Below are 21946 nucleotides of genomic sequence, written 5' to 3'. Positions count from 1 at the left end.
GACCATGACCTTGGGCCCAGGCCGACACCCAGCCCGCGATAAGGAGACACCGTTTTACTGGCCAGGAGACCAAAAATCAGCATTTCCCTTGCGGTTCAACTGTGCGTTCCGGGATAAACGGACTCAATCCGGGCCTATTGCATGTCCCGGGCGCGCACCCAGATCAGCGCGCCCTGCTCCACCGGCACCGGCTCACCGTCCGGATTCGGCATCGGTGTGTCCCCTTCGATCAGCGCCGCGAAGCCCCACCAGCCGGCCCGCGGCATGGCATAGCTGAACTGTCCCTGGGCGTCGGCCTTCAGCACCTGGGTCACGAAGGGGGCCGCCGGGGGCGTGACGCTGCCGTCGTTGCGCCATTCCACCTCGACCTCGGCATGGGGCACGGGCTCGCCGCCCTTCCTGACAATGCCGGTGAACAGGTTGCCGGTCCAGAGACCATAGGGGCGGGTCAGCGGCTCGATCTCCACCGGCAGCCCCACCGGGCGATCCCAGCCCGCCTCGGCCCCGTAGGCGTCGACGATGACCTTGGTGTAGTGGACGATCATGACCCCTTCGGCCGGCTCCCAGTAGGGCGCGGGCTCGACAAAGAATATGTAGTCTCCCGGCCCCGGCACCGCGAAGCTGGCGCGATAAGCCGTCTTTCCGTCCAGTTCGACGGCGTCGAGCGACGCGCGAAGGTCGCGACGGCCGTCCGGCGTCAGCACACCGAAGGCGACGGGCTCTGCCATGGGCATGGCCGGACCGCGTTCCATCGGATGCGTGAATGCCAGATCGAGCCTGATCTGGCGCCCGGAGTCCGCATCGACGATCTCGGTGGACGGGATCAGTTCCTGGAAATGGGCCGCGGCGCAGAGCGGGAGCAACAGGCTAGCCAACCCCAGGGCTACCCGATGAAGGGCACGGCGAGGCGCGCAGCGGCGGCAATGCAGGACGGTCATGTGGATCTCCAGTACAGCTCGATGATGACGGCCAAGACGATAAGCCCGGCGCTGAGTTTGTGGCAACCCGGGCTTATTCAGCCACAGTTCGCGCCAATCGACAGCACGGCCGGTTATGCACTCGAACCATGCCAGGCACGAAAACGAAAACCTTGCTTGCGACGGGTATATCATGGGACGTTACACGCCCGTCCGCCAGCATTGAGGAGTCCCGTCCGATGTTTTCCGCCGTCACCGATTCGCTCCGCGGGGGCCTGCGCCCATCGGCCGTGCGTGGTGACATCCTGGCCGGGCTCACCGTGGGCGTCATCGCACTACCGCTATCCATGGCGCTGGCCATCGCCAGCGGCGTGGCACCGCAGCACGGGCTCTACACCGCCATCGTCGCCGGCATCGTCGTCGCCCTGAGCGGCGGCTCGCGGGTGAACATCTCCGGGCCCACGGCTGCCTTCGTGGTGGTGCTGCTGCCCATCACGCAAACCTACGGACTGGGCGGTCTGCTGCTGGCGGGCATGCTGTCGGGGGTGATCCTGGTCGCACTCGGCCTGGCGCGACTGGGCAAGCTGATCGCTGTGGTGCCCTACCCGGTCACCATCGGCTTCACCGCCGGCATCGGCACCGTCATCGCGTTGCTGCAGATACCCGAGCTGCTGGGGCTTGGCCTGGGCCCCCTGGACGGCAGTTTGCCGGAAAAGGTGACCCGTATCGCCGCCGGGCTGGGCGGACTGCGCTGGGAAGACACCCTGATCGGGCTGCTGACGTTCGCCATCCTGCTCGGCTGGGGTCGCCTCAAGAGCCGGATCCCCGGCCACCTGATCGCACTGCTGGCGGGCACGCTGCTGGCGCTCCTGCTCGGCTGGGCCAGCGACGGCGGCTTCCAGGTAGCCACCATCGGCTCGCGCTTCGAGTACCTGCTCGACGGCGAGACGCTGCCGGGCATTCCGCCGCTGCCGCCGCAGCCCCTGCTGCCCTGGCACCTGCCGGGGCCCGACGGCACGCCAATCGGGCTGTCGTTCGAGCTGTTGCGCGCGCTGATCGCACCCGCATTCGCCATCGCCATGCTCGGCGCGCTGGAATCGCTGCTCTGTGCCACGGTGGCGGACGGCCTGTCCGGCGGCCGGCACAATCCCAATGACGAGTTGATCGGCCAGGGCCTCGGCAATCTCGCGGTGCCTTTCTTCGGCGGCATCCCGGCCACCGCTGCCATCGCACGCACGGCGGCCAATGTCCGCGCCGGGGCCGGCTCGCCGCTGGCGTCGGTCGTGCATGCCATGTTCATCCTGCTGGCCATCGCATCGCTGGCCCCCGCCCTGGCCCACATCCCGATGGCGGCCATGGCCGCACTGCTGCTGATGGTGGCCTGGAACATGAGCGAGGCGCGGCACTTCATGCGCATCCTGCGGGGGGCGCCGCGCGGCGACGTGGCAACCCTGCTGACCTGTTTCGGACTCACGGTGCTGGTCAGCATGGAGATCGCCGTCGCCGTGGGCATGGGCCTGGCGGCGGTGCTGTTCATCCGCCGCACCATCGAACTGACCCAGATCCAGCTGGTGGAGCCCGCCCAGCATCCGCATGCCGCCCAGCTGCCGAACGACGTGCTGATCTACGACATCAACGGCCCGCTGTTCTTCGGTGCGGCGCAAAAGGCCCTGAGCGCCCTCACCAGCGTGCGCCCAGAGGTGCGGGCGATCATCCTCGACTGCTCCGATGTCACCCTGATGGACCTGACCGCCATGGTGGCCATGGAGTCCATTGCCGCCAATCTGCGCCAGCGCGGCGTAAAGCTGGTCATCAACGGGCTGGCCCCACGCATGCTGCTGAAACTGCGCCGCTACGGCATCCGCCGCCGCCGCGGCGAACTGGAGTTCGCACGCTCCATTGCCCAGGCGACACGGATCGCGCTGGATCGCAGCAACGGCTGACACGCCGCTCGCCGCCCCTCCCCCAGTCAAGCCGACACTTCCGCCCTGCAGTACCCTAGTGCTCAGCTAAAGTAATGAGAATCGTTGTTATTTACTTTCGTGTTGGATGCCGCTAGTCTATAGGGGCTTTTGGCACAAACGCAACGAAGAGACCCAGCACCATGATGATCAGATCGTTTTCCGCCGGCATCGGCCTCGCCGCCGTTCTGGGCGCCTCCGGCGCCATTGCCCACACCCCCTTGTGCGCCTGTTACGACAACGGCGACGGCACCGTTCTGTGCGAGGGCGGCTTCTCTGACGGATCCTCCGCCGCGGGTGTCGCCGTTCGGGTTGTCGGCATCGATGGCAGCACCCTGCTGGAGGCGGAAATGAGCGAATACAGTGAGTTCGAGTTCGACAAGCCCGACGGCGACTACCGGGTGGTGTTCGATGCCGGACCCGGCCATGCCGTGGAAATCGCCAGCAGCGACATCGTGGAATGAACCCGCAACAGGAGAACACCTGCATGAAGACGTCCCCTCTGATCGCCGCAATCGCCGGTGCCACCCTCGCCGGCAGCGCGCAGGCCCATTTCCAGCTGGTCTACACCCCGGAGGTCATGCTGCAGGACCCCACGGAGATCAACCTGAAGCTGGTCTTCGGCCACCCGATGGAAAATGGACACGCCATGGACATGGGGCAGCCGGAACAGTTCACGGTCACCTTCAAGGGCGAGCAGACGGACCTGACCGACAGCCTGAAGCCCGTCACCTGGAGCGGTGCCCACAACGAGGCGCAGGCCTACGAGGCCAACTACAAGGTGCGGCGTAATGGCGACTATGTGTTCGCACTGACGCCGGCGCCCTATCTGGAGAGCGCCGAGGACATCTACATCCAGCAGATCACCAAATCCATGGTCAACAAGGGTGGCATGCCCACGGGCTGGAACGAGCCCGTCGGCCTGCCCACCGAGATCGTGCCGCTGAACAAGCCCTATCAGGCCTTCGCCAACGGCAGCTTCACCGGACAGCTGCTGTCCGATGGCAAGCCGGCCGCCGGCGTCGAGTGCGAGGTGGAGTACATCAACACCGACATCGACATGGCGGGCAATGCCTTCGGCAAGGAGAACACAGGCCCGGTGCCGGATACCGCCATCGTCGCCATCACGGACCCCAACGGCATGTTTACGTTCGGCATCCCGCGGCCCGGCGTCTGGGGATTCGCCTGCCTGGGTTCGGGTCCGCAAAAGGAGCACGAAGGCAAGGAGCTGTCACAGGATGCCGTGCTGTGGATCAAGGCGTCGGAATTCTAAGCCAGCCGCCAGCCACAGCAACGTCACCGAAACACGCATCATGAACAAGAAGCAAAGCTACCTCGGCGTCAGCCTAGTCGTTGCGGGTTGCACGGCCCTGTCGCTCCCGTCGCACGGCCAGACCCTGGAAGAACGGGTCAAGCGACTGGAGCAGGAGAACCGCGAGCAGGCCGCGGCCATCGAGCAACAGCAGAAGACCATCGCCGCGCAGAAGCAGGCGCTGGAGGGGGCGCCGATGCGCGTCCAGGAACTGGAACGGGCACTGGAAGAAAAAAGAGTCCATTACGGGGGCTGGTTCCAGAACATCGACATTACCGGCCTGATCGAGGTCGAGGCGAGCTATGTCGACCCCTTCGAGGGCACTTCCGAGTCCGACATCACCCTGGCCACCTTCGAACTGGGCATCGCATCCCAGGTGAACGACTGGGTTCAGGTGGTGGCGTCGCTGCTGTACGAGCAGGACGAGACGGATCTGGAGGTCGATCTCGCCTTCATCACCATCGCCAATCCGGACCTGAGCCCGATCTTCTTCACCGCCGGCCAGCTGTATGTGCCCTTCGGCGCCTACCAGACCAACCTGCTGTCCGACCCGCTGACGCTAGAGATCGGCGAGGCCCGCGAGACCGCCGCACAGATCGGCTTCGTGCACAACGGCTTCAGCGGCAGTGTCTACGGCTTCAGCGGCGACAACGACGTCGATGGGGAGCAGGAGATCGGCAGCTGGGGCGCCAATCTCGCCTTTGCCATGGAGACCGGAAACCTGACCTGGAGCGCCGGTGCCGGCTACATCAACGACCTGGGCGACTCGGATTCCCTCGCCGACCTGATCTCGGACAATCGCGGCGAACGCTACAATACGCTGTACGCCGAAGATCCGCACACGACCTTCAGCATGGATCCCACCGAACGCACCGGGGGCTGGACCGCGAATCTGGCCATGGTGCTGGGCGACTTCAATGTCATCGCCGAGTATCTGACCGCAGCGGATGACTTCGACCCGGACAGCCTGAGCTTCAAGGACCAGGGGGCGCAGCCCGCGGCCTGGAACCTGGAGCTGGGTTACAGCTTCGACCTGTTCGGCAAGGAGGCGGTTGCCGCCGCCGCCTACCAGACGACCGAACAGGCCCTGGCACTGGAACTGCCCGAGGAGCGCTGGCTGGTGGGCATTTCCGTCGGCATCTTCGACAACACCGCCCTGTCGCTGGAATACAGCTACGACACCGACTACGGCACTTCGGACGGCGGTACCGGCGAGACCGGCAGCGCCCTTGTGGCCCAGCTCGCCGTGGAGTTCTGACGACCGGATACCCCTTTCGCGCGCGCAACACGGCCCCGTCCGGGCCACTCGGACGGGGCTGTGCTGTCTTGTACCCGCTCTACGACCGCGATCAAGCCGACTCGGCACGCTGGCGCCGATGGCCGACGGCGAGCAGGTCGTGCCACCAGTAGCGCAGGCTGCTGCGGAACATCCAGCGAACCATGCGCGCGTTCAGCTTGCACACCGGCATCGGTGTCCGGCGACCGTCTTGCCGCGACATGCGGCTGCGACCTTTCAACCAGAGGCGTTTCCACTTCGGCTCTGCCCCAGCCTTGGCTTTGGCCCCAGACTTGGCCTTGACCTTGCCCAGGTGTTGCTCCCGCACGGCCAGCTGTCGTGTCAGGATTCCCTGCACACGGGCCTGCAGCAGTGGAGGATCAACGCGACCCGGCTGGAAATTCACCACCAACGACCCGCAGGCCGGATTGGCGCGAACCTGCTGCACCCCCTGCAGGGACTCCAGGTCCCGCGTGAGTTCAGGCCCGATGTTCGGCGTCTCGGCCAGAAGCGGGATTTTGAGTCGAACGCGTCCCGGCACATGGTGGCGAATCTCGATCATGTCGGATTGACCCCGGTCTAGGTTTCAAGTAGATTAATAGTATTACGAATCGCTCTTATTAACAATGTTAGGCCGATACCAGACGCCTTACAGTCGCCAGCCGCGTTCGCAAGGAGAAACCTGCATGCTAGAACCGTCGCACACTTCCACAGGACATCAACCGCCCGGACAACCGGTGCAGACCGGGCAATCCCGCAGCCAGGGTTCGCAGGCGCAAGACGCTCAGGCGCAGACCGCACAGGCATCCGCAGCAGGTTACGCGCCACAACCCGCCGCGGACATGGCCGCCAACGGCGGGGCCCCAGGCCCGGTCTGGGGTGGCCAGCCTGCGCCCCCCTTCATGCCAGGGGCCTACGGTCAGTTCCCACCGCCCTACCCTGCGTTCGGCTACACCGGCCAACCAATGATGCCGCCCATGGGCATGCCCGGCAGCCCTGCATATCCCGGGTTCATGCCAGTCGGGACGGCACACCCGGGCCTGCAACCGCATGCCCAGCCGACCTACGGCATGGCGGCCCATGGCATGCGGCCGCAGTACATGGCACCAATGCCCCAGCCGCACTATCCGCCCCAGACGCCGGGGGGCGACATCGGTCAGGGTGCCGGTTCCGGAGCTGGTTTGGGGGCTGGCCTGGGCGCCGGCATGGGAGCCGGCGCCGCGTCCGGGCATCAGGCCGGCATGGCACAGATGATGGACGAGATCGCCAACGGCGGCAGCGGACTGGCCAGCCTGAGCAAGCTGCTGAACCTGGAAGACACCGAGTTCTGGAAAGGGGCACTGGTCGGCGCCGCCGCCGTGCTGTTGCTGACCAACGACTCCGTGCAGAACATGCTGTTCAAGGGTGGGGTGAAGGCGAAGGACGCGGTCAAGACCGGCGCCGAAAAGGTCAAGGACACGGCCAGCAGCGCTGCAGCCAAGTTGAAACCCTGAAGGTGAATCCATGAGCAACGACGACTACCCGATGCAGACCCAATCCTCCATGCTTCAGCGACCCTCAGGCAGTGACACCTGCTCCACGCTGCTACAGATGGCCACCATCGGCGCCGTCGTCGGTGGCACCGCGGCGGCCGGGACAAACATCCGCCGCCTGCAGAACGACGAGATCCAACTGAACGCAGCCCTGGTCGACATCGGCCGCGCTGCCGCCACCAGCGCCGCCGCCACGGCCATCGCGGGAGCCGCCGCCAACGCGGTGGCAGGCCAGGGACTGACCCGCCTGGCCGTGCTGTTCGCCGCAGGCACCGCGACCATGTACGGTCTGCAGCGCAGCCTCGAGCGGGAGTGAGCCATGTCGTCCGACGGGCCGCAACGACAACGCCACGGGGTCAGGAAGAACATGGTTGAGGGTGTCGGCGGCGTCATCGTCGGCGCTGCGCTGGTGGTGATGGCAGTCTCCCTGCTCAAGCGCCGCCGCGCCGCCCCCGCGCCGCAGCCGGAGCCTGCCGGCGACACCACCGCCGACACGCAGATCCCGCAGGCCACAGACTAGCAGGCGAGCTTCCGCATCGGGCCGACGTGACGGCCTGGTGCCGGGGTCCCGCCACTGATTCATTTTCCGGAGCCATCAATGAACAGCTACTACCACCCAATGTACCCGGGACAGGCCGTTTATCCCCAGGCCGGCATGACCGCCATGGGCGTCCCCCACATGCCGCAACAGGGCTATCCCGCCGATGCCTACGCCGCGCCCCCCGGCATGGGCCAGGCCATGAACCCTCAGGGCACCTATCCCGCACGGCAGACACCGTCGGTGCTGGGCTTCACCAATGACCGCTTCCTCAAGGGACTGCTGATCGGTGCCGCCGCGGCCTATCTGCTGACCAACGAAGACGTGCAGCGCACCGCCATCAAGGGCGCCGTCAAGCTCTGGTCCACGGTGCAGGGCGGGGTCGAGGAGGCCAAGGAACGCTTCCGGGACGCCGAGGCCGAGGTGCATGCAGCCCGACAGGGTTCGGACTGACACAGCCCAGCCGGCACGACGAGGACAGTCCGTGAATCCGATCGACTACTCCGTGGTGCACGAGGTGCCCGGCCGCCTGCGCCTGCGCATACCGGCCATGGGCAGCCCTGGCTACCGGGCCGACTACCTGGAGGCCTGGATGGAGGCATCGGCCCAGGTCACGGACGTCCGTGCCAACCGTCACGCGCGGACCCTCGTCATCTGCTACCGCGATGCGAACGCGGGACGCGACACCGTGCTGAGACGGCTCGCGGGCTTCTCCCCCGAGCCGGACAACGGCCTGCCGGAGGACGGTGTCACCGAAGCGGAAGTCACGCCGATGATCGCCACGCTGTTCACGCTGGCCGCGCTGCCCTTCCTGACCCCGCGGATGCAGATGCTGCTGACCCTGGTCAACGTCGGCTCGACCCTGGCGAAGGGTGCCGACACCCTGATCAACCAGGGCGTCAAGGTGGAAGTGCTCGATGCCATGGCCGTCGGCCTGGCCGCGGCCAACGGCAAGCTCTACACCGCCAACATCACCGACCTGCTGCTGAACCTGGGCGAGTTCCTGGAACACCGCACCGCCCGCCAGTCGGACCGCCTGCTGCGCCGGCTGTTGCGACCGGACCCGGCCATGGCCTGGGTGGAGCGCGACGGCCAGTTGCTGCAGGTGGCCGGAGACGAGGTGGAGGCCGGCGAGACCGTGGTCATTGGCGTCGGCGACACCATCCCGGTGGACGGCCGCGTCGTCGATGGCGCCGCGCTGGTGAACCAGTCCACCGTGACCGGCGAAGACATCCCGGTGCGCAAGGAGGCGCCGTCACGGGTCATCGCCGGCTCCGTGCTGGTGGAAGGCCGATTGCGGGTCGAGGCCACCCAGGTCGGCCAGGACACCACCACCGCACGGGTCGCCCGCTTCATCCAGGAATCCATCGGCAAGCGCACCGACACCCAGCGCATGGCCGACGATCTGGCGGACAAGCGGGTCTACATCACCCTGGGCACCGGTGCCGCCGTCTACGCCGCCACCCGCGACCTCACCCGGCTGCAGTCGGTATTCCTGGTGGATTACGCCTGCGCGCTGAAACTGGGCACGCCGGTGGCATTCAAGTCCGGCATGTCCCGTGCCGCGGAACACGGCGTGCTGATGAAGGGCGGCGAGGCCATCGAGCACATGGCCGACGTGGACACCATCGTGTTCGACAAGACCGGCACCCTGACCCACAGCGACCTTATCGTCACCGACGTGCGCGTGCTGGAGTCGTGCGGCACCTGCAGCGAGCAGGAACTGCTCGCCCTGGTGGCATCGGTGGAAGAGCATGCCAGCCATCCGGTGGCCGAGGCCGTGGTGGAGGCCGCCCGCGCGCGCGATCTGCAACACATCTCCCATGGCGAAGTGGACTACATGGTCGCCCACGGGCTCAGCGCCGACGTGGAAGGCGGCTGCATCGTCGTCGGCAGCCGCCATTACCTCGAAGAGCACATGCAGATCGGCTTCGGCGCCCATCAGGCCTTGATCGATCAGTTCGAGAGCGAAGGCAAGACCCTGCTCTACGTGGGCAACGCCCAGGGACCCATCGGCCTGATTGCACTGCGCGACACCCTGCGCGAGGAAGCCGCCCCGACCCTGGCGCGGCTGCACGCACTCGGCATCCGCCGGCTGATCATGATCACCGGCGACCGGCGTGCGAAGGCCGAGGCCCTGGCCGCTGAAATCGGTATCGACGAGGTGCATGCGGAGATGCGGCCGGAGGAAAAGGCCCGCATCATCGAGGCGCTGCGCGCCGCGGGACACAAGGTCGCCTTCGTCGGCGACGGCGTCAACGACGGCCCAGCCCTGAGCATCGCCGACGTCGGCATCGCCATGCCCCGCGGCGCCGACATCGCCCGGGCCACCGCCGACATCGTGCTCATGGACGACCGCCTCTCCGCCGTTGCCGATGCGCGCGAGATCGCCGACCGGACCATGCGCCTGATCCGGACCAACTTCACCGCCGCTGTCGGCATCAACACCGGCCTGCTCGGCGGCGCCGTGCTCGGCTGGCTGTCGCCGGTGGCAAGCGCCGTCATGCACAATGGCGCAACAATAGGGGTGCTCCTGAACGCCCTGCACGGGGTGAAGCTCGACCGCGATCGGCTACCGCCGCCGGCCGAGCCTCCCACCCGCTCCCCCGACTGACCTCCCAGTTGCACGACCTGATCAGGTGCACCGTCTGCCGCGGCAACGGCGTCCTGGGTTCGGGTCGGTAACAGTCCCCATGCGTCCAGGCGGTCTCCGCCGCCTCGGCGGCACCATGCAGCCCCTGGCGACACAATTCCCACAGCACCCTGTTCTGATTCGGCGTCATCGTCAGCCCCTTAGGCCGTCCGGCAACGCGGTGACCGCGTCGCGCCGGCCTCCTGCAACTGGTTTCGGTACATCCTCGACACACCCGGCGCCCCCGGCACGGGATGTATCAGCGTTGCGCCAGCCCATTTTGGTGCATAAACGCAACATGGCGCGGATTGCTCTAACTTGAGCTTAGCCTAGCCACGAGGATATGCAAGGGAAGAAAAGACAGGGGCCTGTCGTCTTGAGACGACAAAAGAAACCTTGTTGCAATTAAGAAACAGCAGCGGCGCTCATCGAACCGCCAACGAAAACCTTCAAGCGCACCGGACCAAAGGCTGACCCGGAAGGCGACACCACAAACCAGTCAACCAACGGTCACCCGTCAGCCCCCCGGTGCTCATCACGCCCATCGTCCTCGGCATCCGGAAACCGCCGCGCCTGGCGTTCGTCGACATCGTCATCCATCAGGATGCGATGGGCATCCCCATCCAGATCATCAAACTGCCCCGAGCGCGCCGCCCAGAAGAGCACCAGCACCGCCACCAGGCCGAGCACCAGCATGCCCGGAATCAGACCGTAAATGACTTCCATTGGATCAACTGCCGTCGTATGCGCCTTTCAGGTTTCCGCAGGTATGCACTACCGGCCCGAACGGAACAGCCCGCGGATCCGCGCTGAATTCCCGATCACCGCCAGCGAACTGAGTGGCATCGAGATCGCCGCCACCAACGGCGTGATCATCGCCCCCATCGCCAGGGGCACCATGATGATGTTGTAGACCACCGACAGACCGATGTTCTGCCGGATGGTCCGCAGCGTGCGCCGCGCAAGCCGACCCGCATCCCCCACCCGCGTCAGTTCATCGCTCATCAGCACCAGATCCGCACTGGCGATGGAAACATCCGTGCCGCTGCCCACCGCGATGCCCACATCCGCCCGGACCAGTGCCGGCGCATCGTTGACACCGTCACCGATCATTGCCACCCGCTGCCCGCCCGCCTGCAACCCGGCGATCACCCGGTCCTTGTCCTCCGGCAGCACCTCCGCAATCAGATCCACATCGCCCAACTGCGCCGCTATCCGTTCCGCCGCTGTCTGCCGATCGCCGGTGAGCAGGGTCACACGCAACCCGTCTGCTCGCAACTGCCGCACCACCTCAGCGGCATCCGCCCGCAGACGATCCGCTGCCAGCAACTGCATCACCTCGACGCCATCCACCGCCGCATGTACCAGGGTGCCGCCCAGATCCCCGGCCAGCGATTCCGCCGCCAAATCCTTCCCAGACGCCTCTTCCGCGGACCCGTCTGGCCAGGACGCCAGCGCCACGCCGAAACGCCGCAGCCAGTCCGCGTTGCCGATGACCACCTGGCTGCCGTCGACACAACCGGCGATGCCCTGACCCGGCACCACCTCGACATCGGAAACCTGCAGTCGGCCGGCTGGCAACCCGGCCTCGTCCGCCAGGTCCGTCACCGCACGCCCCAGCGGATGCTCTGACAGCCGCTCCAGCGCCGCCAGTTGCTGCAGCCGCCGACGCCGCCCGGCATCCAGCGCCTCGACGCCGTGCGCGCTCAGCCAGACACCGCCGGCATCGCGGATGCGGGTGACCCGCGGGCGCCCCTCGGTGACCGTGCCCGTCTTGTCGAAGACATAGTGGCCGATGCCGGACAGCGCCTCCAGCACCGCGCCGTCCTTGACCAGGATGCCCTGGCGAGCACCAAGGCCGGTGGCGACGGCGATGGCCATGGGCGTGGCCAGCCCGAATGCACAGGGACAGGTGATGATGAGCACCGCCGTGGCCGCCGTCAGCGCCGTTTCCACATCCTGCCGCAGCCACCAGAAGAAGGTCAGGGTCGCCAGCAACAGCGTGACCGCGACGAACCAGGGCACGATGCGGTCGGCCATGCACTGGATCGGCGACTTGCTGGCCTGGGCGTCCTCAACCAGCCGGATGATGCGGCCCAGGGCGCTGTCGCGCAGCACGCCGGACACGCGAACCCGCAGCACCCCGGCACCATTGAGCGTGCCCGCGCACACCGCATCGCCCTGCCCCCGGGCCACCGGGGTGGACTCACCGGTCAGCATTGCCTCATCCACTTGGCTTAATCCCTCCACCACCACGCCATCCGCCGGGATGGTCTCGCCGGGGCGAACCAGGATCTCGTCATCCTGGACCACCGCACGGATCGGTACCACCGCCTCCTCGCCATCGCGCAGCACCGTCGCCACCTTCGGCTGCAGGTCCAGCAAGCGCTGGGTTGACGACACCGCCTGACGCTTGGAGATGGCCTCGAGGTAGCGCCCGACCAGGATCACGAACATGAAGTTCACCACCGTGTCCCAGTAGACATGGCCGCTGCCGCTGACGGTGACGTACAACGAATACAGATAGGTGATGGAGGCACCGATGGCGATGGGCAGGTCCATGCCCAGCCGCAGCCGGCGCAGACCCAGCCAGGCACCCCGGTAGAACGGCCAGCCGGAGTACAGCAGCACCGGCGTGGCGATGACGAAGCCGATCCAGTGGAACAGATCGCGGAACTCGCCCTGGTCGGCGCCGGCATAGAGGGCGATGGAGATCCACATGAGGTTCATCATGCCGAAGCCGGCGAACGCCATGCGATAGAGCAACGCGCGGTTCTCCCGCTTCAGCGAGCCCTCGGCTGCATCCGGGTCGAAGGGCACCGCGGCATAGCCGATCTCGGCCAGTCGGCGCAGCACGCGCGACAGCTTCAGCCGGCGGTTGTCCCACTTCAGCCGCAGGCGCCGTCCGGTGAGATTGACCCGGGCCTCCTCGACCCCGGGCATCGCCGCCAGCCCGTTTTCGATCAACCAGACGCAGGCCGCGCAGTGGATGCCCTCCACCAGCAGGTTGATCTCGCGCGTCTCGCCCAGGCCATCGACGAACTCCTCCTGCACCTCGTCGAGGTCGTACAACGCGAGTTGCTTCGGCGGTTCCGGCGGCGGCCCCAGGATCTCCCCCTCGGGGGTTCGCCGGTAGAAGCCCTCGAGCCCGGCGGCATGGATGGCCTGACAGACGGACTTGCAGCCATTGCAGCAGAAGACCCGCTCCGCACCGGCCACCCGGGCGCTCTCCCGCACCGCCGCATCAGCAGGCAGGCCGCAGTGGAAGCAGCGCGGGGTCTCTGCGGCGGCCGCTGCGACCCGGTCGTCCAGGGCCGTGACGGCTGCCGTGGTGGCGTCAGCGTTGGACAAGGCGGCAGAAGACAGGCGGGCGAATCGGTAGCGCCAAAGGCGGCACTACATCTGATAGCAGGATCGGCACCGGATCGCCATCAGCGGTCATGACCGGAACCGAGCCGGAGTCCAGGCTGGAGACAGCATGGAAGCCCCTCGCTGGAGCCATTTCCTGCGCCAAGCCTGTCACCAATTCCAGAAACAATTCCGGGGCCTCAGGGCCGACCCACGCTGAGGCGCTGGCTGACGGCATATTCATCATCGCCGACCTGCACGCTCACCAGGCTGTCCCAGACCCCGCCGACGGGGAAGCTGACATCCGCGGCATAGCGGCCCGGGGCCTCTTCACGCATGGGCAGCGAGAAGTCCAGTTGCGCATCGGAGGGCCGGTAGACATAGAAGGTCACGGCATCGGGGCGCACCGGTTGCCCGACCTTGTCGACGACGAAGAAGCGCACCACCGCCGACGCGTCGACGACGAGATCGGCCGGGGCATCGATGGTCATGGACCAGCCAGGCCCCTGTTCGAGCCGACTCATCACGGTGCGCTCCACATCCCGGCCGCCTTCGTAGTAGTCCGCGCGCACCAGGCCGGGATTGGTCGTGATGGCGAACACGACCATGGTGATGTTCACGGCAAGCACCGTCACCACCAGGCCGATCCAGCCGATCACCCAGGGGCTGCGCCAGGCAGGGGTTCCCGGCGTGGGGCCGGCCGTACGTTGGGAGACATCGGTCATGGTCTACTACTCCTGTTCGACCGGCCAGTCGCGGCAAGTGGATTGGTACCCGGGGTCTGCATCGTACTCATCAGCGACGGGGGCCAAAGAAGGCACTCTCCCGTTCGCTGGACACCTGCGACCCGTCGGCCAGCGTGGCCTCTGCGTGGAAGGTAAGCGGCAGGCTTTCCGCATTCAAGTCGCGCCGCTTGATCTTGACGAACACCGTCGCCGGAACCACTTCGCCATGTCTGGCCTGGACCGGCTTGTCGGCGCCAACCAGCTCGATCGGCACTGCGCTGTCCACCGAGATGGTCACCGCCAGATCGTCGTTGGACTTGTTCAGCAGCTTGAGGGTGTACTTGTTCTGGATCGAGCCATCGCTGAGCTGCACATACAGCGGCGCCCGCTCGTGCAGCACCTTGAGGTCGATGGTAGACAGCGAACTGAGCCCGTAGAGGATGCCGATAAGTGCCGCGGTCAGGATGCCGCCGTAGACCCACACCCGCGTACGCTTCAGCAAGGGCTTGACCGGGCGGCCCTCGATCTCGTCCAGGGACGCATAGCGCACCAGCCCACGGGGACGACCGATCTTGTCCATCACCGCGTCGCAGGCATCGATGCACAACCCGCAGGTGATGCAGCCCTCCTGCTGACCGAGGCGGATGTCGACGCCGGTGGGGCAGACCGCGACGCACTGGCTGCAGTCGATGCAGTCGCCGGTGCTGCGTTGCTGCGCGGCACCGCCCTTCTTCAAGCGCCCGCGCGGCTCGCCCCGCGACTCGTCATAGGTGGGTACTACGGTGTTGCGATCCAGCATGACGCCCTGGATGCGCGCATAGGGGCAGAGCCAGAAGCAGGTCTGTTCCCGCAGCCAGCCGGCGAGCACATAGGTACCGACGGTGAACAGGGCTACGGACGCATAGACCGTCACATTGGCCTGACCGATAAAGAAGTCCCGCCACAGGTTGCCGGCGCCATAGAACCAGGCGACGAAGCTGAAGCCGGTGAGAAAACCGATGAACACCCAGATACCGTGCTTGGGCGCCTTGCGCAGCAGTTTCTGCAGTCCGAACGGCTCCTTGTCCAGCCGACGACGTTGGGACGGGTTGCCCTCCAGTTTTTCCTCGATCCAGGTAAAGACGTCGGTCCACACCGTCTGGAAGCAGAAGTAGCCGCAGTAGACGCGGCCGGCCAACGCCGTGGCCACCGCCAGCAGGATGGCGAAGAACAGCAGCAGCAGCGACAGCATCCAGAAGTCCTGGGGCAGCACGGTCACGCCGAACAGGTGATACTGCCGGTTCGGGATGTCGAACAGCACCGCCTGGCGACCGTCCCAACGCAGGTAGGGGCCAAGGAAGTAGATCAGCCAGACCGATGCGGCAACCCATTTGATGCGGCGCCACTTGCCGGGCATGCGCTTGGCGTGGATGGTCTCTCCGCCGGTGTTGACATGCCATTGCTCGGCCTCGGCGTAGAGCTCGTCGACCGCCGCGTCCTGGCTGGTACCCTGCTTGGTCGTCATAGTTGCTGCTCCGGTAAGGAAGGGGGCGCGGAGAGGATGCCGGATTGTCCGTGGTGCCCTCAGGACCGAGACCCGGATAGAAGGCCATGTCGGACCACAGGTTGGACCCTGGTGCGGCTCGGGATGTTCCCGAGGTGCATCGGACAGTCGGGAAAGCGGGTCGGGGCATCCTGCCCCGTGAGGGTACGCTGAGGGAGCGCGGCCGGCACCTTATTCTGGCCCGGTTTCTTGGCCCGGGTTGTTATCCGATATCTCAGAGGTGCCGATGCGGCCTCAGCGACGATCAGCGCGGCACGCCGTCGTGCCGCCGCAGGTGCCGATCGTCCTCCGGTGCCTCCTCATTGTCCGGTTTTGTTCCGTTCCGCATCGTCGTTCATCAGCTTGACAACTTTGAAGCCAAGGTAGATGAAGATGGCCACAGCGATGATGACGCTGATGATCGAACCCCAAAACACGGCATCTAGGTGCATACCATCCTCCTGTAGAACTGCTTGATCTGGTTGCAGCTATCGTCCTGGCTCTGATTAGAGACCCGGACCGCCACCGGGTCGATTGGCCCGATGGCGGCACCACGATCAGGACGTGCCTATTGGCCACCACCCAGCTGGTGCACATAGACCGCGAGCATCTTGATCTGGTCGGACGACAGCTTGCCTTCCAACTCGCCGAGCGAGGCGAACGCCGGCATCACCGCATCGCGCGTCTGCTCGACACCAGGCTGGTTGACCCCGTAGAGGATCGTGTGGCGGGCGCTGTCGTAGCCGCCGGGCTCGAACCGCCAGATGGCGTCGGTGAGGTTGGCGGCACCCACGGTGACGATGGTGCCGTCGGGCAGTTCGGCCAGGACGCCGTTACCCTCGGCACCGTGACAGGCGTTGCAGCCCTTGGTGTTGTACAGGGCCCAGGCCTCCGGACTGCCCTCGCCGCCCTCGCTCAGATCCACGACGAACCGCGCCAGCGTGTCGACCTCCTGCTCGCTGAGGATGTTGGCATGCGCGGTCATGGCGCCCTTGCGGCCGTTGGTGATGGTTTCGGTGATCTTGTCCAGGCTGCCGCCATACAGCCAGTCATCGTCCGCCAGCACCGGATAGCCCGGATTGCCCTGACCGCCGCTGCCGTGGCAGGCAGAACAGTAGTCACCGAACAGCACCTTGGATGACGCCAGGGTGTACTGGGTCAGACCTGGATCCTGCAGGATCTCAGCGGCGGTCATGCCGGCGATCTGCTGGTCATACTCCGCACGGACCTCCTGCACCTGGGCAAGGCCTTTCTCGTACTCCTTGATCTGGGTCCAGCCGAGGAGTCCCTTGGTGTAGCCGTCGCCGTCCGCCGGCTGCCACGGCATGGGCCAGCTTGGGTACAGCACGGTGTAGAGGACGACCCAAGCGATGGACACCCAGAAACCGATCATCCACCACCGCGGTGGCGGATTGGCCAGTTCGCGCAGGTTGTCGTCCCAGAAGTGCCCGGTGTTGTTCTCGCCCGGGAAAGGGTTATTTTCCGCCATCGTTGTCTCCGATGTCCTGGTGATCGTCATCGAACGGGATGTGCTTTCTCGACTCCAGCGAATCCCTGTTCTTGGGCCGGAATACCTGGAAGTACGCCACAACCATCAAGATGAAGATGACGACGGTCAGAATGGTTCCGACCCAGTCCGTCGCCGTCATCGCCGCCCAGTCGGTCTGAAAGTACTCCAGCATGTTACTGGCGGTACTCCACGCCGGGTTCGAGCTTGGCCATGGTTCCCAGTACCTGCAGGTAGGCCACCATGGCATCCATCTCGGTCTTGCCCTCGACCAGCGCCGGGGCCTGCTCGATGTCCGCATCGTTGTACGGAACGCCGATGGCGCGCAGTCCCTTCATGTGTCGCTGCATCCGTTTGCCGTTCACCATGCGATCATCCAGCCAGGGATAGGCCGGCATCACCGACTCCGGCACGACAGAGGTCGGCTCGCGCAGGTGCTGACGCTGCCATTCGTCGGAGTACTTACCACCCACGCGGGCCATGTCCGGGCCGGTGCGCTTGGAGCCCCACTGGAAGGGGTGGTCGAACATGGACTCGGACGCCAGCGAGTAGTGGCCGTAACGCTCGCGCTCGTCGCGGAACGGCCGCACCATCTGCGAGTGGCACAGATAGCAGCCCTCGCGCTGGTAGATGTCGCGGCCGGCCAGTTCCAGGGCCGTGTAGGGACGAACTCCGTCGCCCGGCTTCCAGTTCCATTTCTGCTTGCCGTCGGCGTTGACGGTGACGATGGGCTCGGAGCCGGGGTTGTCGCCGTTCCAGACGATCTCCGGGAAGCGGTTTGCCTCCTCGGTGCTCTTCAAATAGAACAGCGGAACGATCTCCACGATGCCGCCGACCGCCAGGACGATGGCGACGGCGACCAGCATGCCCCAAATGTTGCGCTCCAGGCGCTCCTGAATGCCCTTTGGCGGTGTGTTTTGGTCAGCCATAGTGTTTACCTCGTTTCGTCGGACTGCACCAGATCAGGCCGCTGCCGGGATGGGGGCGGAGCGGGCTGCGCGCAGGCTACCTTCGGTGGCGGACTTGCGAACCGTCATCAGGATGTTGAAGAGCATGATGATGGCGCCGAGCAGGAAGATGCCGCCACCCACCGCGCGCATGGCGTAATAGGGATGCATGGCAGCAACCGATTCGACGAAGGTGTAGGCCAGGGTGCCGTACTCGTCATAGGCACGCCACATCAGGCCCTGCATGATGCCCGAGACCCACATGGCGACCACGTAAATCACCGTGCCAATGGTGGCGGTCCAGAAGTGCACGTTGACCAGCTTCTCGGACCACATCTCGGTGTGCCACAGACGGGTCATCAGGTGGTAAATGGCGCCGATGGAGATGCCGGCCACCCAGCCCAGGGCACCGGAGTGCACATGGCCGATGGTCCAGTCGGTGTAGTGCGACAGCGCGTTGACGGTCTTCAGCGACATGACCGGGCCTTCGAACGTGGACATGGCATAGAAGGCCAGCGCGATGATCAGGAAGCGCAGCACGTAATCCGTGCGCAGTTTGTCCCAGGCCCCGGAGAGCGTCATCATGCCGTTTACAGCACCACCCCAGGACGGGATGATCATGGCAATGGAGACCGCGGCCCCCAGGGAGCCGGTCCAGTCCGGCAGTGCGGTGTACTGCAGGTGGTGGGCGCCGAGCCAGACGTAGCCGAACATCAGGGCCCAGAAGTGGATGACCGACAGGCGGTAGGAGTAGATGGGACGGTTGGCCTGCTTGGGCACGAAGTAGTACATGATGCCGAGGAAGCCGGCGGTGAGGTAGAAACCTACCGCGTTGTGACCCCACCACCACTGGATCATGGCGTCCTGGACGCCCGAGAACAGGCTGTAGGACTTGAACAGGCCGACCGGGATGGACAGACTGTTGACCACGTGCAGGTAGACGATCATCACCATCATGCCCAGGAAGAACCAGTTCGACACATAGATGTGCGAGGTCTTGCGGTTGGCGATGGTCATGATGAAATTGATGGTGAAGGCCAGCCAGACCACCGCGATCAGGATGTCGATGGGCCATTCAAGCTCGGCATACTCCTTGGACTGGGTCAGGCCCAGCGGCAGGGTGACCACTGCCAGCACGATGACGGCGTTCCAGCCCCAGAAGGTGAACCAGGCCAGCTTGTCGCTCCACAGCCGTACACCGCAGGTGCGCTGCACGGTGTAGAACGCGGTTGCCATCAGCGTACAACCGCCGAAGGCGAAGATCACCGCATTGGTATGGACCGGCCGCAGCCGGCCGAAGGAGATGTACGGACTGTCGAAATTCAGAAATGGCCAGGCCAGTTCCGCGGCGATGTAGACGCCCACCGCGGCACCGACCACCAGGTACACGACCGCCATGACAGTGAACCAGCGTACAACGTCGAAGCTGTACTTCTGTTCCACTGTCCGCTCAGCTGTGGCTTCCATAGAACCCCCGAAGTGTGCTGGGAAAACTAGTGAGTGGCATTCGGGTGTCCTGCCCCTGAACTCCATGCGATCCATCCCCTATGCCGGACCACGCAATGACAATGGATCGGGGGTCGAAAGTCAAGGCGACGGAGGCCCTGGAAGCGGCGATTTTCCGCGTTTTCCAGAGATTTCATTGACATTGGTCAGTCAAGAAAAATATCGGGATAGCGCCCTAAACCCCTATTTGTACGGTTTTTTTTACCCGTATCAAAAAAATTTGTGGGGCCGGCCAACGGCCGGGACGGCGTCACTTGAAGAAGGCGTCGACGGAAAAGCCCTCTTGCTCCAGGATGTCGCGCAAGCGGCGCAAGGCATCCATCTGGATCTGCCGGACACGCTCGCGGGTGACGCCCAGTTCGCGCGCGACGCGCTCCAGGGTGGAGTGCTCGTAGCCGTGCAGCCCGAACCGCCGCACCACCACCTCGCGCTGCTTCTCGTTGAGTTTCTCCAGCCAGTGATCCAGGTTGGCCTGGATGTCGTTATCCTGGATGCCGTCGCTGGGATCCTGCACCGAGTCGTCCTGGAGCATGTCCAGCAGGGGCTTGTCCGCATCCTTGCTGCAGGGGGTGTCGACGGACGCGGTGCGCTCGTTCAGGCCCAGCATGCGCTTGACCTCGGCGATCGGCTTGTCCAGCAGCTCGGCGACCTCCTCGCTGCTGGGCTCGTGGTCGAGCCGCTGCGCCAGCATGCGCGTGGCGCGGAGATAGACATTGATCTCCTTGACCACATGGATCGGCAGACGCACCGTGCGCGTCTGATTCATGATGGCCCGCTCGATGGTCTGGCGGATCCACCAGGTGGCATAGGTGGAGAAGCGAAATCCCCGCTCCGGATCGAATTTCTCCACCGCCCGGATCAGGCCCAGGTTGCCCTCCTCCACCAGATCCAGCAGCGGCAGTCCCCGGTTGAGGTAGCGACGGGCGATCTTCACCACCAGGCGCAGGTTGCTGACGATCATGCGGCTGCGCGCCTCGTCGTCCCCCTGCTGGGCGAGGCGTGCGTAGTGGACCTCTTCCTCCGCGGTGAGGAGTTTCGACGCGCCGATCTCGTTCAGGTACAGGCGCGTTGCGTCCAGGTCCCCGTCACCGGCGGCATAGCGTCGGCCGTGCCGGCTCTCCGCCGCATTGGCCCTGTGCGGCCTGTTGTTCTCCTGCCCGACGTCGTCCTCCTGCGCCACGTCCTCTGCGCCGTCTTCTGCGTCATCGTCCGCCTCGGCATCAGCGTCCATCGCCTCACCATCGTCAAGCAGTCCGTCCTCGTCAGGCTCCAGATCGTCCTCGAGGTCGTCATCCTGATTGTGCGTCGGCATGCCTCCCCCATGTCTGCGGACGTGAGCGCGGCCGTTTCTGGCCGCCGAGCGGGCGGTGCCCGGCGGGCAAGGACCGCAACCCGCCCCGTCGGGGTGCCCTATCGGGACGCCGGCAGGAAACGCAAGGGGTCAACGGCAACACCGTCCTTGCGGATCTCGAAGTGCAGCAGACTGATGCCGTTCGGGGCCTCGCCAACTTCGGCCACGCTTTGCCCACGCTTGACGCGCTCCCCCTCCCGCACCAGCAACCGGCGGTTGTAACCGTAGGCACTCAGATACCGGTCACTGTGTCGGACGATGATAAGGTTGCCGTACCCCTTGAGTCCACTGCCGCTGTAGACCACGGTTCCGTCCGCGCTGGCCCCCACCGGCGTGCCGGCGGGGGCAGCGATGCGGATGCCGGAACGGGTGCGGTCGCCGGCGCGAAAGCCCTGCTTGACGGGGCCGGACAGCGGCCATTGCCAGCGGATCCCGGAACTGGCGGCATCGGCACCGGACACGGGCCTGGCGGTCAGCGGAGTCGACGCGGCCTTCTGGCCCGCAGTGCCGGCGCCGGCCACCTTGCTCGCCCCGCTCCGAGGCGGAGCCCCAGCCTGCGGCGGCTTGACGCGCAACAGCCTGCCGGCATAGATCGGATACGGCGGCGCCAGCCCGTTCCAGTCCGCCAGCCGCTGCATGCTGACACGCTGGCGCCGGGCAATCTCGCTCAGGGTATCGCCGCGGCGGATACGATAGTAGCCCGGCGGGGGCGGACCGTATCCGTCACGGCTGGACACCGGCGCGAAGCCACCGCCACAGCCAGTGAGGAACAGCGGCAGCAGCAGCGCCGACAGCAAGAGCGCCGACAACATCGACGGGCGAATGCCATGCTCGCGCCTGATCATGCTGCGCAACAGGGGCACGCGGAACAT

General features: G+C 65.7%; 22 protein-coding genes. 9 read left to right on the top strand and 13 right to left on the bottom strand.

What is annotated here, in order from left to right; genetic code table 11:
• Positions 1–134: 134 nt before the first annotated feature.
• Positions 135–938, bottom strand: coding sequence for a DUF4198 domain-containing protein (locus F2Q65_RS03980; RefSeq protein ID WP_150090629.1), 804 nt, complete (start codon positions 936–938; stop codon positions 135–137).
• Positions 939–1156: 218 nt separating this feature from the next.
• On the opposite strand from F2Q65_RS03980, the gene dauA reads away from it, so the two are divergent.
• The 4 genes from dauA (at position 1157) to F2Q65_RS03960 (ending at position 5448) form a co-directional block, all read left to right on the top strand.
• Positions 1157–2860: a C4-dicarboxylic acid transporter DauA gene (gene dauA, locus F2Q65_RS03975; RefSeq protein WP_150090627.1), complete on the top strand. Its 1704-nt coding sequence runs from the start codon at positions 1157–1159 to the stop codon at positions 2858–2860.
• A 161-nt stretch (positions 2861–3021) separates the two neighbouring features.
• Complete coding sequence (locus F2Q65_RS03970) at positions 3022–3342, top strand: hypothetical protein (RefSeq protein ID WP_246155954.1); 321 nt, start codon at positions 3022–3024, stop codon at positions 3340–3342.
• A gap of 23 nt (positions 3343–3365) precedes the next feature.
• Positions 3366–4151: a DUF4198 domain-containing protein gene (locus F2Q65_RS03965; RefSeq protein ID WP_150090625.1), complete on the top strand. Its 786-nt coding sequence runs from the start codon at positions 3366–3368 to the stop codon at positions 4149–4151.
• A 40-nt stretch (positions 4152–4191) separates the two neighbouring features.
• Positions 4192–5448: an LbtU family siderophore porin gene (locus F2Q65_RS03960; RefSeq protein WP_150090623.1), complete on the top strand. Its 1257-nt coding sequence runs from the start codon at positions 4192–4194 to the stop codon at positions 5446–5448.
• Between the two features lie 91 nt (positions 5449–5539).
• Here F2Q65_RS03960 and F2Q65_RS03955 read toward each other — a convergent pair whose 3' ends face one another.
• Complete coding sequence (locus F2Q65_RS03955) at positions 5540–6028, bottom strand: HMA2 domain-containing protein (protein ID WP_150090621.1); 489 nt, start codon at positions 6026–6028, stop codon at positions 5540–5542.
• A gap of 451 nt (positions 6029–6479) precedes the next feature.
• On the opposite strand from F2Q65_RS03955, the gene F2Q65_RS03950 reads away from it, so the two are divergent.
• The 5 genes from F2Q65_RS03950 (at position 6480) to F2Q65_RS03930 (ending at position 10150) form a co-directional block, all read left to right on the top strand.
• Positions 6480–6959 (top strand): YtxH domain-containing protein, encoded by a 480-nt coding sequence (locus F2Q65_RS03950; protein WP_150090619.1) that lies wholly within the window; start codon positions 6480–6482, stop codon positions 6957–6959.
• Positions 6960–6969: 10 nt separating this feature from the next.
• Entirely contained in the window at positions 6970–7314 is a 345-nt protein-coding gene (locus F2Q65_RS03945; protein WP_150090617.1) for a magnetosome protein MamC family protein, read from the top strand.
• A 3-nt stretch (positions 7315–7317) separates the two neighbouring features.
• Positions 7318–7518 (top strand): carbon monoxide dehydrogenase, encoded by a 201-nt coding sequence (locus tag F2Q65_RS19605; protein ID WP_211353941.1) that lies wholly within the window; start codon positions 7318–7320, stop codon positions 7516–7518.
• Positions 7519–7596: 78 nt separating this feature from the next.
• Positions 7597–7989, top strand: coding sequence for a YtxH domain-containing protein (locus F2Q65_RS03935; RefSeq protein WP_150090615.1), 393 nt, complete (start codon positions 7597–7599; stop codon positions 7987–7989).
• A gap of 31 nt (positions 7990–8020) precedes the next feature.
• Complete coding sequence (locus tag F2Q65_RS03930) at positions 8021–10150, top strand: heavy metal translocating P-type ATPase (RefSeq protein WP_246155953.1); 2130 nt, start codon at positions 8021–8023, stop codon at positions 10148–10150.
• A 528-nt stretch (positions 10151–10678) separates the two neighbouring features.
• Here F2Q65_RS03930 and ccoS read toward each other — a convergent pair.
• The 11 genes from ccoS to F2Q65_RS03880 all read right to left on the bottom strand — a co-directional run bounded on the left by ccoS (position 10679) and on the right by F2Q65_RS03880 (position 21946).
• Entirely contained in the window at positions 10679–10894 is a 216-nt protein-coding gene (ccoS, locus tag F2Q65_RS03925; protein WP_150090611.1) for a cbb3-type cytochrome oxidase assembly protein CcoS, read from the bottom strand.
• A gap of 48 nt (positions 10895–10942) precedes the next feature.
• Positions 10943–13519, bottom strand: coding sequence for a heavy metal translocating P-type ATPase (locus F2Q65_RS03920; protein ID WP_281290986.1), 2577 nt, complete (start codon positions 13517–13519; stop codon positions 10943–10945).
• A gap of 197 nt (positions 13520–13716) precedes the next feature.
• Complete coding sequence (locus F2Q65_RS03915; protein WP_150090610.1) at positions 13717–14241, bottom strand: FixH family protein; 525 nt, start codon at positions 14239–14241, stop codon at positions 13717–13719.
• A gap of 70 nt (positions 14242–14311) precedes the next feature.
• Positions 14312–15745 carry a cytochrome c oxidase accessory protein CcoG gene (gene ccoG / locus F2Q65_RS03910; protein ID WP_150090608.1) on the bottom strand — a complete coding sequence of 478 codons (1434 nt, stop codon included), beginning with the start codon at positions 15743–15745 and terminating at the stop codon, positions 14312–14314.
• Positions 15746–16083: 338 nt separating this feature from the next.
• Positions 16084–16215: a hypothetical protein gene (locus F2Q65_RS20145; protein ID WP_281290985.1), complete on the bottom strand. Its 132-nt coding sequence runs from the start codon at positions 16213–16215 to the stop codon at positions 16084–16086.
• Between the two features lie 116 nt (positions 16216–16331).
• The gene (gene ccoP / locus F2Q65_RS03905; RefSeq protein ID WP_150090606.1) at positions 16332–17252 is read right to left on the bottom strand and encodes a cytochrome-c oxidase, cbb3-type subunit III; all 921 of its coding nucleotides are present in this window, start codon (positions 17250–17252) and stop codon (positions 16332–16334) included.
• Positions 17239–17445, bottom strand: coding sequence for a cbb3-type cytochrome c oxidase subunit 3 (locus tag F2Q65_RS03900; protein ID WP_246155952.1), 207 nt, complete (start codon positions 17443–17445; stop codon positions 17239–17241). Before F2Q65_RS03900 ends, ccoP begins: the two co-directional genes overlap by 14 nt.
• 1 nt (position 17446) lies before the next feature.
• On the bottom strand, positions 17447–18199 hold the full coding sequence (ccoO, locus tag F2Q65_RS03895; protein WP_150090604.1) for a cytochrome-c oxidase, cbb3-type subunit II: 753 nt from the start codon (positions 18197–18199) through the stop codon (positions 17447–17449).
• A gap of 33 nt (positions 18200–18232) precedes the next feature.
• Positions 18233–19684, bottom strand: a complete 1452-nt coding sequence (ccoN, locus tag F2Q65_RS03890; RefSeq protein ID WP_150090602.1) for a cytochrome-c oxidase, cbb3-type subunit I — start codon at positions 19682–19684, stop codon at positions 18233–18235.
• Between the two features lie 289 nt (positions 19685–19973).
• The gene (gene rpoS / locus F2Q65_RS03885) at positions 19974–21035 is read right to left on the bottom strand and encodes an RNA polymerase sigma factor RpoS (RefSeq protein ID WP_170265503.1); all 1062 of its coding nucleotides are present in this window, start codon (positions 21033–21035) and stop codon (positions 19974–19976) included.
• Between the two features lie 98 nt (positions 21036–21133).
• Entirely contained in the window at positions 21134–21946 is an 813-nt protein-coding gene (locus tag F2Q65_RS03880; protein ID WP_246155951.1) for a peptidoglycan DD-metalloendopeptidase family protein, read from the bottom strand.

Source organism: Thiohalocapsa marina, from assembly GCF_008632335.1.
Lineage (GTDB): Bacteria > Pseudomonadota > Gammaproteobacteria > Chromatiales > Chromatiaceae > Thiohalocapsa > Thiohalocapsa marina.
The sequence above is the reverse complement of the archived record's forward strand: the minus strand, read 5'-3'. Positions and strand labels throughout refer to the sequence as shown.